Origin of the sequence: Bacteroides luti (genome assembly GCF_900128905.1) — a bacterium.
Classification (GTDB): Bacteria; Bacteroidota; Bacteroidia; order Bacteroidales; family Bacteroidaceae; genus Bacteroides; species Bacteroides luti.
In genome coordinates, this window is the sequence record NZ_FQTV01000002.1 from 18,749 (window position 1) to 32,734 (window position 13,986).

Sequence of the window (13,986 nt, forward strand, 5' to 3'; positions counted from 1 at the left end):
AAAGGATGCCTTCTTCTTTTAGGTGGTGTGCCGTGCATGATTAATAGCTTGTTGATGAAAACCTGTTAATCAATAAATAAAATGTTCAGCGAAAAGGAACTCAATAAAATAAATTATTGATTGAAAATTAATAACTTTGTATCAACTGAAAAAACATAAAAATACAGAATAAATGAAATCTAATATTCTTTTATTTTATTTAGTTTGCTTTGTTTTAATAATCGGATGCAAAAAGAGTAATAAAGAACAATTACCAAAAAATCAAAATAAACTAGTATTTCGCTTGCCTGAAATACCAGTTATGATTGATTCTCCTAAAGAACGTGAGGAATATTTTGTGAAGCATTATTGGGATAATTTTGAATTTACTGACTCTTCTTTGATTTATAAACAAAATAAAATCGAGCCTATTTTTATGGACTTTGCTGGTGCATTATCTCATACCACTTATTCAAATGCGTGTATAGCTATAAAGACTTTGATGAAAAAAGCAGAAACAAATATTAAAGTATATACTTTTATTTCAGAATTGTCTAAGAAATATTTTTATGATTCTAACTCGCCTATACGTAATGAAGAGTATTATATTCCTTTTCTGGAGTCGATTACAGAATCCGATGTTCTTGATAATACACATAAAATCCGCTTTAAACATCAATTGAGTTTGGCTCTTAAAAACAGACAAGGAAGTACAGCCACAAATTTTACATATACTTTAGCTTCCGGAATAAGTGGTCAACTTAAGGATATTGAAAGTGAATATATATTGCTTTATTTTAATAATCCAGATTGTGAAGAGTGCATGGAAGTGAAGAATCAAATTGTAGCATCGCCTTTGTTTACAACACTTCAGAACCAAAAAGAAAATAATAAAAGAAAGCTAACAATACTTTCTATTTATGCAGATGAAGAACTGGAAAACTGGATGAAATATTTATCAGAGTACCCATCTAACTGGATCTGTGGATATGATAAGCAACAAAAAATACGCAAAAATGAGTTATATGATCTGAAGGCTATGCCCTCTATATACCTTCTTGATAGTAAGAAGAAAATTTTACTCAAAGATACTTCAATAGAAATTATTGATATGTATTTACGGAATAAATAAGAATCTGTATTAATATTTAATATAGATTTTTTTTACAATATCTTATTAAACTTGTTGTTGAAGCAAAGCCAAACTCGTCAGCAATTTCTTGTATTGGCACACCTTGAGCTAAGCTAGTCTTAATGAATCTGTTTTTTTGTTCCATTAGCCACTGGTAAGGTGTAGTATTGAATTGTTCTTTAAATCTGCGTGTAAATGTTTTGGTTGTCATGTTGCACATAGATGCCAGTTGCTCTACATTACAGGTCTTCGTGTATCGGGAAAAAACTGTTTTTCTAAATTCCCCCATATTATTTATTATTGGTGAGAAAAAACGAATAGTCTCTTTTTTCTCATAATATGCTTGAATAAGATATAGAAATTCATATTTTTTTAACTGATACATTTGTTTGTCGTGAACATTATATTTAAAATATATAATTATTCCTTCCAGAAAACAAAGAATTGGTTGACGTATCTCAAGAGCCTCAAATTTAATAATATTTTCCAGGCAATAAGATTTAATTTCTTTTGATGAATAGTCTTTATAAAATGTTATAGAGTTGCCAATATTTAAGATTACAATTACTGTTCTTTCCAACACAGTACCTTTAATTGTAGAATCTGTGTTTGAAATAAGGAACATAGTTTCTTTTTCAAGGACTTTATCTTCTGAATTTGTTGTAGATAATTTTACTTTTCCGTTTAAAATGAATAATACATGATTTGTTTTTTCTTTTTCAATGAAAAAATCAGTATAATTATCAAGTGTGAAAAAACTGAATATATCATTGCAATTAGATATATTATATGCGCAGTTTTTATTTTGATGTAATGATGATTTATGTTCTCTATTTTTACTCATTGTCCTTTTTTTTATTAATTAATAGATTTAAATCTTATATGCCGCTTCTTAATTATAATAAAAACGCTTAGACATAATTAATTTATTAAAAGATTACAATCATAAATCAATTAATAATTTAACTGTTAATTATTGCTCTGTGAAAAAACATCTATATTAGTAAAAGGCTTGTGTGTTAAATAAGATATCACCAATAAACAGTTGTTTTAAATATATTAATTTAATACTTGTTTTACTGTAAAATGTATTTTATTTTTTTTAATTCTTAATTTGATATAGAGAGATTAATTTTATGATTTGTTTTTTATCTTTTGAACAAATATTATATAATTAATTTTAATTCCACAAATTTAATCATATAAACTTAAATGAATTTATATATAATAGGCAAATATTTATATATTACATACAACAATCGTTTGTTATAAAGTTGGTTAACTTTAAAAATGCATTATGCTGCAATAGTTTTAAACTCAATTAGTTATTTGATAATATTGACATTTAAGCTCTTGCTTTTTTTCTTTTGCCAGACAGTGCTAAAAATTTTTGAAGCAAGAAAGCATTTTGTCTTAAAGTAAAGCAAAATGAGAGTAAACTACCTGTGGCTTTAAATTAAATTATTGACTTTCTCCAGAAACTCTAACTTTATGCTGAGTTTGAAATTGATTAGCAAACAGACGAATATTTATACATTACGTATTAAAAACATTATAATTTATAGATGTAATGTGTGTTTTGAGTTTATTTATTTATCTTTGTTGTAAGGTGTTGGGATTGTAAAACTAAACTAAGAATTTATAAGCCCTCGATTAAATGCCGATAAGTCTTTGGCTGAGAACCTATAAGCACTCAACCGAGGGCTTATGGGTTCTCAGCCGAGGGCTTACCTGATTTATTTGTGAAAAGTATATATTTATTCAAATATTTTGCTTTATTTTGTTGCGAGTGAGGTTTGTGTCTATAATATTTTTTAGTAGCAGATGACAGTTATTAGTAGCAGATGAAATAGTACGTATTTTTTATCTGCCACCACCTCAAAGGACTATATACAGGCACTTTTGCTTAATTTAAGTGGCAGGTGGCAGTAACTTTTTGTTTTTTATCAATAATGTTTGTGGGTGAAAGATTCTTTAACAGCATGAATCCTAATTAATGAGGATTGATTTTACTCTTTTAAAGTTGTACTTTTGCAGAAAATTAATTGTAGAGTCAAATATGTATAAATCAGCGCTTTTATTCTCTCTTCTTTTTCTTTGCCAGAATGCAAAATCAAATCCTATTGAGAATGATACACTAAGAAAACCTCATGTGGTATTAAATGAAGTAGTGGTTACTTCTTACAAAGAGAAAAAAAATATTCATGAAGTTCCGGCCTCTGTCTCTTTTGTCCCTTTGACTGAAATAAAGAATAAGAATATTGTGAGCATGAAAGATATTAGTTCGTATATTCCAAATCTTTTTATTCCGGATTATGGCTCAAAGCTGACTTCACCTGTTTATATCCGTGGTATTGGCTCTAAAATTAATGCTCCTTCCGTGGGATTATATGTGGATGGAGTTCCATTCTTTGAGAAATCTGTTTTTGATATTGATATTAATGAAGTAGAACGCATTGAAGTACTTCGCGGGCCACAAGGAACTCTTTACGGACGTAATACGATGGGGGGAACTATCAACGTTTATACAAAAAATCCATTGTCATACGAGGGAGGAACATTGAGCGCTACTGCTGCCAATTATGGTCAGGAACAAGTTTCGGGATCATATTATGGAAAATTAAATGATGACTTTGGATATTCTTTCTCCGGAAACTACAAACATGCTGATGGATTCTTCACTAATGAATATAACGGAAAAAAGGCTGATAACTTGAATGCTGCTTCCGGGAAAATGAAATTATACTGGGAAAAAAGTAATCGCTTTAATGCCGGATTGCTTGTAAACTATGAATATTCAGATCAGGGTGGTTATCCTTATGCTCCGATGGATGTTACAACCGGAAAGATTGGAAATGTGAACTACAATGAATACAGTTCTTATCGTCGGGGTGTATTGACAAGTGGTTTGACACTGAATTACTCTTTTGATAAATTCCTGCTGAAATCGGTAACCGGTTATCAGTATTCAGATGATAGACAAGCAATTGATCAGGACTTTACTCCTGCAAGCAAATATTTTGTAACTCAGTCAATGCGTCAGCACATGCTTTCCGAAGAATTGGAAATGAGATCGTCCAAAGATCAACGCTATACCTGGCTTAATGGTTTCTTTGCATTTTATCAGGCATCCAAAAGTACTGTGAAGAATCTGCCTGTAGTGAAAGATTATGATGCGCCGACCAATGGCTTTGCATTTTATCATCAGTCAACATTGAAGGATTTGTTTTTTGAGAAACTTTCAGCAACTGTTGGATTAAGATTCGATTATGAAAATGCGAGTCAGGATTATGATTACGGAAAGATTGTTTCGGGCGTTAGACAACAAGTGCAGTTACTTAATACAGATCTTAGCTTTACCCAGCTTACTCCGAAGTTCTCATTGCAGTATCAGTTTAATCCTCTTAATATGACTTATGCAACTGTGACCAGAGGTTATAAAACCGGAGGATTCAATACTAGCTTTGATACAGATACCGACCAGACTTTCAAACCCGAATATAGCTGGAATTACGAAGTGGGGAATAAGTTCTCTTTCTTTGGTAACAAGTTGAAAGGCGATCTCTCTTTGTTCTATATAGATTGGAGAAATCAGCAAATCTCACAGCCCTTGCTCAGCGGCAAAGGTTCTTTACTGAAGAATGCAGGTAAGTCTTATAGCAAAGGTGTGGAATTGTCAATGCAGGGAGAAGTTACAAAAGCTTTAAACTTGCAAATGAGTTATGGCTTTACGGAAGCAAAGTTCCGCGAATATGTTGGTGAAGCTAATAGTTATAATGCAGGCTTTGATTATTCAGGTAATTATATTCCTTATATTCCCCGTCAGACAGTGATGGTAGGAGGTGACTATACCTGGAATCTCCGTTCAGGATTTATTAACCGACTTATATTTTCAGCACAATATGTTGGTACCGGCAAACTTTACTGGAACGATAAAAATTCAGTCAATCAGCATTATTACGGACTTGTCAATGGTAAAGTGTCTGCTCGTATGAAGAGTCTGACAGTTGATCTCTGGATTAAGAATGCCACATCTAAGGATTATACTGCATTCTATCTGGAATCACTCGGAAATTCTTTCGGACAAAAGGGTAAACCAATGACATTTGGTGCTACAGTTTCTTATTCTTTTAATTAAAAGTAGAATGAACTCAAAACGAACAAATAAGCTACTTACATTTTTCTCATTATACATAGCTCAGTCCGTGCCGATGAGCTTGTTTAGTACTCTACTCCCTGTACTTATGCGACAGGGAAATTTTTCGTTAAGTACTATTGGTTTGCTTCAGCTAATTAAACTTCCCTGGATTCTGAAAGTATTCTGGGCACCTTTTGTCGATAAACGTACTTCCGATCTAGGTTCATATAAAAGATGGATCTTTTCATCTGAGATGGTTTACGCCGTATTAATCTTTTGGGTTGCCTTTTTAGATCTGAGCACAAACTTTACCAATATATTTATCCTTATTATACTGTCGTTTATAGCCTCTGCCACACAAGATATTGCTACCGATGCGCTTACGGCTCTTTCATTTAACCACAGAGAGAAAAGTTTGGGAAACAGTATGCAAAGTATGGGCAGCTTTACCGGTTCATTGGTTGGCGGTGGTTTATTGCTATTGCACTATAAACTGATAGGATGGAATGCTTTATTGATTAGTGTTTCTTTGTTTGTTGTGCTGGCATTAATTCCTCTTTTTATATATAAAGACAACAAATTTACTCCAAAACAAGGTAAAACACCTATATGTATGAAAGACCTTTATCTGTTCTTTCATCAGAAAGGAGTGGCTAAACAATTAATTTTCCTGGTTCTTTGTTATTCCGGTATAATTGGAATTTTAGCAATGGTTAAGCCTTTTATGGTAGATTTAGGATATAAAACCGGAGAAATTGGATTTATGTTTGGTATCTTTGGATCGTTATGTGGCTGCCTCTTCTCCTATATTGGTGGATACGTTATCCGTTCAATAGGAAGATTTTACTCTCGTATCATTTTTGCCTGTGCAGTATTTGCGACTACGATCTTTTTCTATTTTATGTCTCTCACCACTCCGGGTACTATAGCTCTATATGTAGCAATATTCTGTTTGTGGGCAAGTTATGGACTATCTGCGGTGCTGGTTAATACTGTAGCCATGGATTTTTTGAGAGACGGTAGGGAAGGTACAGATTTTACCTTGCAAACGGTGATCACTCATTTAAGCAGCATGCTTATTGCTGTATGCAGTGGCAAAGTTGCTGATGTTTTGGGTTACAGCGGACTATTTCTGGTAGAAACCGGACTTGCCGTAATATCGCTAGTTTATATACTTGTATTCTTTAAAAAGCCTGTTCGTCATGAATGAAGATTTAATAGCAAAATATAATGTACCAACGCCCCGGTATACAAGTTATCCGCCGGCAAATTATTTCCATGATAAATTTACCAATGAGGATTATGAAAAAGTGGTAATTGCCTCTAACGAGACCACACCTCAGAATATTTCTTTCTATATCCACATTCCTTTCTGTCGCCATCTTTGTCATTACTGCGGATGCAACTCATATCCCATGGCAAAGCCCGAAATTATTGAAGCTTATGTGGAAGCGCTAAAGAAAGAGATCAGGAAAGTGATTCCGTTGATAAGCAAAGACCGGAAAATATCTCAGATACATTATGGTGGTGGAAGCCCGAGTAGCATTCCACTTCATTATATTCAGGAAATTAATGAATTACTTCTTTCTCAGTTCGAATGTATAGATTCGCCTGAGATTGCAATAGAATGCCATCCCGGTTACTTGGATGAAAATGGTTGGATGCAGTTAATTAAAGCTGGTTTTAACCGTTGCAGTATTGGTGTTCAGGATTTTAATCCGAAGGTTCTGAAAGGTGTTAACAGAAGACCATCATTGCTTGAAATGGAAACCATTTTCGGATTGTTGAGAGCATTCAATGTTTCCATAAACATGGACTTTATTTACGGATTGCCTTATCAATCTGTTCAAAGCTTTGAAGAAACCCTTCAAAAAGCTACTGCGCTAAAACCTGACAGATTGGTTACTTTCTCTTATGCGCATGTGCCTTGGGTGAATAAAGCTATGATGATATTGGAGAAGAATGGTTTGCCTTCACCTCAGGAAAAGAGTGCAATGTATAATGCTGCAAAACGAATTATTTCATCGAAGGGGTATCAGCCAATCGGCCTCGACCATTTTGTTTTGCCGGATGATGATTTAAGTATTGCTCTTCAGTCGGGACAATTGCATCGTAACTTTCAGGGATATTGTACAAGGAAAACTACCGGTCAGGTATATGCTTTCGGTGTAACTGGCATTAGTCAGCTTTCCATGGCTTATAGTCAGAATACAAAGAGTATTCCTGAATATATTCAGAAAATGAACGATGGCGAATTTGCCATTATTAAAGGATATACCCTTAACAGAGAAGAACAGATTGCCAAAGAGGTTATAACAACACTGATGTGTAACGACAGACTTAACTGGAAAGAGCTTTCCGCTCATATTGGTGTGGGCGAAAGTGATATTAAAAATGCAATCTCGTATGATGAGAATAAACTGGCTGATTTCGAAAAAGATGGAATTATAACTTATTCTCCGGAAGAAATAAAAATAACGCAGGAAGGAGCTATCTTTGTGCGAAATGTTGCTGCAGCGTTTGATCCGCTGATGAAAGATAACACAAAAATGTATTCGAAACCGGTTTAAAAATATAGGTTACTTAATGGATAAGAACAAGGATGTAGATGTTGTAGTTATTGGTGCCGGAGTCACAGGACTTGTCACTGCTTTTTTATTGACTAGAAAAGGATTGAAGGTACTTCTTCTGGAGAAGAGCAACAGAGTGGGAGGACAGATGAGATCTATCCGTGAAGATGGATTTGTTTTTGAATCGGGCCCTAATACGGGAGTTGTTTCTAATCCTGAAGTTGTAGAGCTATTCCAAATGTTGCAAGGTTGTTGCTCTATTGAGAATGCTCGTAAAGAAGCGAAAGTTCGACTTATTTGGAAGAATGGAGCTTTTCATCCGCTTCCTTCAAGTTTGTCTACGGCTGTTTCTACTCCTTTGTTTACCTGGAACGATAAAATCCGGATTCTCTTTGAACCTTTCCGCAAGAAGGGTGACAATCCGTTCGAAAGTATTGGTGAGCTTACTCGCAGAAGACTTGGGCAGTCATTCCTTGACTATGCCGTCGATCCATTTATTTCAGGAATTTATGCAGGAGATCCAAGTAAACTTGTAACCCGCTTTGCGCTGCCTAAACTTTATAATCTGGAACAAAACTACGGTAGCTTTATTCGTGGTGCAATTAAAAAAGCCGGTGAACCTAAATCGGATCGGGATAAATTACCAACCAAAGAAGTATTCTCTGTACCGGGAGGATTCGAATCACTAGCTACTGCTCTTGCGAAAGAAATTAAGGAAGAGAATATTCGTCTGTCTCAGGAAGGCATTTCCGTTCAACCGGTTGCTGATGGGTGGGAAACTGTTTTGTCTGCCAGTGAAGAAAGAATCCACTCCCGTTATGTAGTTTCTACAGCTGCGGCTTACGATTTACCTTCTATATTACCTTTCATAGAGGATAAGGATATGAAACCAATTAGTTCTCTTCATTATGCTCCGGTTATTCAGGTTGGGGTAGGAGTGGTTAAAGCAGATGGGCATGTGCCAAATGCCTTTGGTGGTTTGGTCCCTTCTCGTGAAAAGCAGCAGATGCTTGGAATTTTGTTCCCTTCTTCATGTTTCTCTGATCGTTGCCCGGAAGGTGGAGGTAATCTTTCCTTCTTTATTGGAGGAAGCAAACATCCCGAATATCTTTCTTATACAGATGAGCAATTAGAGAGTCTGGTTAAAAAATCACTATCTAAAATGTTAGGATTCCCAGCTAATTATACTCCCGATAAAATAAAAATCTTCAGACACGAACGAGCTATTCCTCAATACGAAGCTGATACAGAAGCAAGATTAGCAAGTATTGCTGGTTTGGAAAAACAATATTCAGGTTTGTTCCTTGCAGGAGGTATTAGAGATGGTATTGGTATGGCTGATCGTATTAAGCAAGCAACCCGGATTGCTGAAGAAATAGCGAACTTAAACTGATGTTATTCTGTTTATATAAAAAGAAAAAGCAATAATTATGGACTATACAATTAAACACAATGAAAATGATTTCCGGTTTGAAACGGAGGTTGATGGTTACCTGGCCTATGTTGAATATACTCCTTTGGACAAGGAGCTGGATTTAATTCACACTTGGGTTCCAAAAGAAATTGGTGGTAAAGGAATTGCCGCGACATTAGTTAAGTTTGCAATGGACTATGCAATGGAAAATCATTTTAAAGTTGTCCCTACATGTCCGTATGTGAAAGCTTTTTTAATAAGACATGAGGAATATAAAGAGTGTCTCTACGATTAATAATTTTGCTGCAGATAGGATTGAATTTCGTGTTTTAGATTAAGTTAAACTTGTCTTGTACTGATTTTAAGAATGACCTTGATATTATAAGATCTTGTTTTTCCTCATAAGGAGGATATAAAACACATTTCTTTCCTTCTATCATTGCCAGATAGTCGATGTTTATAATTTGTTGCTGATTTATCTGAGCAAAAGATTTTGATAGTTTTATTATATCTTCTGCTTTAGTATTCCTTTTTAATTGAATGCTTTTTCCATTTTGCAAGGTTACATACCAATGCTTATTTTCTTTTGCATACTCAAAATATCCGATTTGTTCCTGACGAAGAGTTATATATCCGGTAATAGTAGCAATTAAGAATGTACGGTTTTCTGGTATTAGTTGAGATAGCGAATCAATAAAAGACGATAATTTATCTTCTTTGTCAACCGAATCAAAGAAGCGATTCATCACAGTTTGGAACTCATTCTCCTTGTATGGCTTTAATAAGTAGTCGAATGCAGATTCTCTTAATGCTTCAAGCATATACTTTTCGTATGCAGTATAAAAGACTACCTGCATTTGCCAGTTTATTAGATTCTTTATATCATGAAGCAATTCCAAGCCACTAGTTTCCGGCATCTCAACATCCAAAAAAAGAAGATCAGGTTTCTTCTCTAAGATCAGGTTTTTTCCTGTTTGTGCTGACTGTGTAGTTCCGGCTATTGATATTTCATTAAAGTTTGATAATGATTGACTTAAATTGGATATTCCAATCTCTTCATCATCTATTATTACAACATTATATTGTTTATTCATAATCATTCAAATTTGTACTTGTCAGGAATGAAAATGTGAACCTCTGCACCGCAGATATCTTCATTGTTCTTGCGAATATTCTGAATGTTAAGAGATATCTTATTTATATTTTTTGAATTCAAAAGTTGAATAGTCTGAAATAAAATTCTCAGTCCGTTTCCTGTTCCTTTTGTCTGACTCTCTTGTTGAGGGAAATATCCGGCTCCATTGTCTCTGATAAATACATTAAGACCTTCTTGTTCCTTTTCTAGACTAATACTAAGTATTTTGTCTCCTTCTTTAGGACGTAAAGCATGCTTTATTGCATTTTCGACAGGGATCTGTATAGACATTGGAAGAATAAACATTTCTTTTAAATCTATTTCGTTATCAAGATTCCACTCAATACGAAAATCTTCTCCCAAATTCCTTTTTTCTAATTCTATGTATAGTTTTACAAAGTCTAACTCTTCTTCCAGCGACACTTTTGTGTTTTCTGATATTTCCAGATTTTTTCGCATTAATGTTGCCAGGTTATATAAATTTTTGCGCTCGTTTTCGCCTGATGAACTAATTTCATTATTGATTATATTAAATATAAAATGAGGAGATACCCGGTTACGTATATTTTCCATCCTAAGCTTAATTAGCTTATCCATGTACTTTATCTGTTGCAGATCTTTCTTTTTTTTCAGGCAGATGAAAATATAGACAAATGTTGAAAGAATTATCAAGCAGATTAGTATCCAGATGAAAGAAATATATCTTAGGCTTTTCATCTGAGAAGCTTGCTTTTGAATAACAAGTTTATTGTTTACTAATGTTGTGTCTTGCTTATAACGCATATCAATTTCGGAAATTCTTTTTTCTGCTTTATCATTACGAATAGAATCATCGATAGCTATATTTTTTGCCTGGTAATAGTATGCCTGTTTAAAGTCTCCTATTTGGGCATAGTACTTTTGTAGATATTTGTTTCTTATTGATAGTATGTTGGCTTCTACTCCCGACGAATCTTTGGTTTCTTCTAATAATTTTCGAGCAAGTTGAGTGTTTTTTTGTTTTAGAGCCAGTCCTGCTCTTATAGTTGAGATGTAATATAAGGCTGTTTTGTTTTTTATAGTAGAAAAGTATGAATAACTCTTGTCCAGACAATCTGGGACAGAATCTAGTTTATTCAGATTTAGATAAATATCTCCAAGATTCAGTTCGCATAGATTGACGTAAAACTGATAATCTCCTTTGGATACTAATTTTTTTGCTTTTTGAAACCAGGGTAGTGCCTTGTCATATTCTTCTTTATAATAATAAAAATTCCCCCGATTATTGCAAAACGTAAATTTCTCAGCAAGTGTTCTATTGTCGTAGAATTTTTCTGCAAGACGATAATAAGTGTCCGAAAGCTCAAAATCGCGCACTTCCATATAAATTTGCCCTAAACCAAAATATATTGGGAATCCCATTTTATCTGTTATTTTTAAAGAATCACTTTTTGATAGAGCCTTTCTGTAATAATATGCACTCATGGCAAAATCGCCCTTTCTTGAGTACATATCAGCCAGATTGATGTACATATCAGGAATACGGTTTGTGTTATTTGCCAATTCGTATTGTTTTAATGCTTCTTTAAAATAATAAAGTGCAGAGTCCGGTACACTCATTTGTCCGTAGTAAACTCCAATATTGTTATTTGATGAGGCTAATAACTCATATATACGAGGTGATAATTCCTGGCGCTTGCAGAAGTTAATTACTTGATGAGACAAAAGAAGTGAAGAATCGTACTGATTTATAGCCGAATAAGTTAAAGCATAAGTGCTGTATGCTTTATAGTACATTACGCTATCGGGAGCTATTTTCATTGCTTTCTTTAGTAAATCCTTCGATAACGTAATGTTGTTGTATAATGAATCCTGAGCTTGTTGTATAAAAGAATCTATTAATTGATTATTACTAAACCTGACAGAACTTGTTTTTTTGCATGAATATATACTTGTAAAAATAAGAATAGCAAGTATGTTTGTAAGAATGCGTATGCTTGTATTATTTTTAATTATCATACTGATATTTAGATTATAATGGTTACTGCAAAAATATGAATAATTATTTATAATTAGTTTGCTGTATTGAATAAAAATATCAATATATTTATATTTTAAATATGTTGATATTTAAGCAGGTTTGTTTTTATTTGTATTTAATAATTATTGAATATTTAGCTATATAATTGCATGTATTTTCAGGTTGTTCATGAAATGTAATATTTTCATAAAGGCAGTTTTAGTAGACTTTAGTTTGTCGTTTTTAAATGTTGGGCTAATAATGTTTTGTACATCCGGATGTACAGATGCAGTACACCCGGGTGTATAGTTTGCTTAGATCCGGGTGTAAAACATATTTAGACCCGGGTCTAAATAAAAATATTACGATAATAATTTTAAAAAATAGGATATAATTGTGGAGGATATCTTTAATGATTCTAAATTGACCTCTGATTGATGCTTTCAGAGGAATAAAATCTGTAAAAGTTTAAAATAAATGTATCTTTGTTCTCTTATTATTGCAATATTATAAAAGTAATTATTCAATGAAGGAAGATTTAATCAAACAAAAAGTTCAGGGGTGGATTGTTTCTATGTCCTTGCTCATTCTAATTGGAAAGTTCATAGCTTTCTTTCTGACCAATTCTGTTGGAATATTGACCGATGCTATGGAAAGCATAGTGAATGTAATAGCTGGACTAATAAGTTTTCTTAGTTTGAGATATGCAGCCAAACCTAAAGATAAAGAGCATCCTTTTGGACATGGTAAGATTGAATTAATTTCAGCATCTATAGAAGGCTTGCTGATTATGATTGCAGGTGGTATGATTATCTATGAAGGAATCAGAAGACTTTTTGAACCTGCCACTATTGGTAAACTGGATATTGGTATTGCTGTGGTTGCAGTTGCTGGACTAATTAATTATGTAATGGGTTGGTATAGTATTAAAATGGGGAAAAAGTATGATTCAATAGCATTGGTTGCTGGAGGAAAACATTTGCAGTCGGATACATATTCTACTATTGGTCTTGTAACTGGTCTTTCCCTGCTTTATTTTACTGGTCTTGGATGGATTGATAGTGCATTGGCTCTGATTTTTGGTTCAATTATTGTAGTAACGGGTATTCTTATTCTTCGTAAAACAATAGCTAATTTAATGGATAAAGCTGATGGGGAAGTGCTTCGTAAAATGTTAGGAGTAATATCAGCTGTAAGAAAGCCGGAATGGATAGATGTTCATAATATGAAAGTCATTAAATATGGTAGCTATCTATTTGTGGATTGTGATTTAACTTTGCCCTGGTTTTATAATATAGAGGAAGGACATAATGCTTGCGAGGAATTAAGAAGTCTTTTATCTGCTAAATATTCTGATCGTTTATTGGTTACTATTCATTCTGACCCTTGTCTTGAAAAACATTGTGAGCATTGCCTGATGGCAGATTGCAAGTATAGGAAGACTCAATATATTGCAGCATTGAACCTTACTTTAGAAGAACTTACTGCCAGCGATGAAGAACATAACGAAAAACATAGTTGAATATAAATAATTTCTTTTCATATTTTGTTTTTATTGAAAAAAGTGTTATAATTATACCATCTTAACTATCGAACTGTTTATTATCTGTTATTGGTGA

The 13,986-nt window shown here is 33.5% G+C and carries 10 protein-coding genes; 7 read left to right on the top strand and 3 right to left on the bottom strand.

The window, feature by feature from the left end; genetic code table 11:
- Positions 1-172 precede the first annotated feature (172 nt).
- Positions 173-1,111 carry a DUF5106 domain-containing protein gene (locus BUC21_RS01900; RefSeq protein ID WP_073398840.1) on the top strand — a complete coding sequence of 313 codons (939 nt, stop codon included), beginning with the start codon at positions 173-175 and terminating at the stop codon, positions 1,109-1,111.
- Positions 1,112-1,127: 16 nt separating this feature from the next.
- Here the strand turns inward: BUC21_RS01900 and BUC21_RS01905 are convergent, their stop codons facing one another.
- Positions 1,128-1,955, bottom strand: coding sequence for a helix-turn-helix domain-containing protein (locus BUC21_RS01905; RefSeq protein WP_073398841.1), 828 nt, complete (start codon positions 1,953-1,955; stop codon positions 1,128-1,130).
- A 1,215-nt stretch (positions 1,956-3,170) separates the two neighbouring features.
- On the opposite strand from BUC21_RS01905, the gene BUC21_RS01910 reads away from it, so the two are divergent.
- Genes BUC21_RS01910 through BUC21_RS01930 form a run of 5 tightly spaced genes read left to right on the top strand, consistent with a single transcriptional unit; the run spans position 3,171 to position 9,528 of the window.
- Complete coding sequence (locus BUC21_RS01910; protein WP_073398842.1) at positions 3,171-5,249, top strand: TonB-dependent receptor; 2,079 nt, start codon at positions 3,171-3,173, stop codon at positions 5,247-5,249.
- 7 nt (positions 5,250-5,256) lie between these two features.
- The gene (locus BUC21_RS01915; RefSeq protein WP_073398843.1) at positions 5,257-6,459 is read left to right on the top strand and encodes an MFS transporter; all 1,203 of its coding nucleotides are present in this window, start codon (positions 5,257-5,259) and stop codon (positions 6,457-6,459) included.
- Positions 6,452-7,819 carry an oxygen-independent coproporphyrinogen III oxidase gene (gene hemN, locus BUC21_RS01920; RefSeq protein WP_073398844.1) on the top strand — a complete coding sequence of 456 codons (1,368 nt, stop codon included), beginning with the start codon at positions 6,452-6,454 and terminating at the stop codon, positions 7,817-7,819. Before BUC21_RS01915 ends, hemN begins: the two co-directional genes overlap by 8 nt.
- A 16-nt stretch (positions 7,820-7,835) precedes the next feature.
- Positions 7,836-9,212 carry a protoporphyrinogen oxidase gene (gene hemG / locus BUC21_RS01925; protein WP_073398845.1) on the top strand — a complete coding sequence of 459 codons (1,377 nt, stop codon included), beginning with the start codon at positions 7,836-7,838 and terminating at the stop codon, positions 9,210-9,212.
- A gap of 37 nt (positions 9,213-9,249) precedes the next feature.
- The gene (locus tag BUC21_RS01930; protein ID WP_073398846.1) at positions 9,250-9,528 is read left to right on the top strand and encodes a GNAT family N-acetyltransferase; all 279 of its coding nucleotides are present in this window, start codon (positions 9,250-9,252) and stop codon (positions 9,526-9,528) included.
- A 34-nt stretch (positions 9,529-9,562) separates the two neighbouring features.
- Here the strand turns inward: BUC21_RS01930 and BUC21_RS01935 are convergent, their stop codons facing one another.
- The gene (locus BUC21_RS01935; protein ID WP_245797046.1) at positions 9,563-10,327 is read right to left on the bottom strand and encodes a LytR/AlgR family response regulator transcription factor; all 765 of its coding nucleotides are present in this window, start codon (positions 10,325-10,327) and stop codon (positions 9,563-9,565) included.
- 2 nt (positions 10,328-10,329) lie between these two features.
- Positions 10,330-12,366 (bottom strand): histidine kinase, encoded by a 2,037-nt coding sequence (locus BUC21_RS01940; RefSeq protein ID WP_083547552.1) that lies wholly within the window; start codon positions 12,364-12,366, stop codon positions 10,330-10,332.
- Positions 12,367-12,893: 527 nt separating this feature from the next.
- On the opposite strand from BUC21_RS01940, the gene BUC21_RS01945 reads away from it, so the two are divergent.
- Entirely contained in the window at positions 12,894-13,889 is a 996-nt protein-coding gene (locus BUC21_RS01945) for a cation diffusion facilitator family transporter (RefSeq protein ID WP_073398848.1), read from the top strand.
- The last annotated feature ends 97 nt before the right edge of the window (positions 13,890-13,986 follow it).

Excerpts from the sequence above, each read along its gene's own strand:
- BUC21_RS01900 (WP_073398840.1), top strand. The coding sequence starts at position 173 with ATGAAATCTAATATTCTTTTATTTTATTTAGTTTGCTTTGTTTTAATA.
- BUC21_RS01905 (WP_073398841.1), bottom strand. The coding sequence starts at position 1,955 with ATGAGTAAAAATAGAGAACATAAATCATCATTACATCAAAATAAAAAC.
- BUC21_RS01910 (WP_073398842.1), top strand. The coding sequence starts at position 3,171 with ATGTATAAATCAGCGCTTTTATTCTCTCTTCTTTTTCTTTGCCAGAAT.
- BUC21_RS01915 (WP_073398843.1), top strand. The coding sequence starts at position 5,257 with ATGAACTCAAAACGAACAAATAAGCTACTTACATTTTTCTCATTATAC.
- hemN (WP_073398844.1), top strand. The coding sequence starts at position 6,452 with ATGAATGAAGATTTAATAGCAAAATATAATGTACCAACGCCCCGGTAT.
- hemG (WP_073398845.1), top strand. The coding sequence starts at position 7,836 with ATGGATAAGAACAAGGATGTAGATGTTGTAGTTATTGGTGCCGGAGTC.
- BUC21_RS01930 (WP_073398846.1), top strand. The coding sequence starts at position 9,250 with ATGGACTATACAATTAAACACAATGAAAATGATTTCCGGTTTGAAACG.
- BUC21_RS01935 (WP_245797046.1), bottom strand. The coding sequence starts at position 10,327 with ATGAATAAACAATATAATGTTGTAATAATAGATGATGAAGAGATTGGA.
- BUC21_RS01940 (WP_083547552.1), bottom strand. The coding sequence starts at position 12,366 with ATGATAATTAAAAATAATACAAGCATACGCATTCTTACAAACATACTT.
- BUC21_RS01945 (WP_073398848.1), top strand. The coding sequence starts at position 12,894 with ATGAAGGAAGATTTAATCAAACAAAAAGTTCAGGGGTGGATTGTTTCT.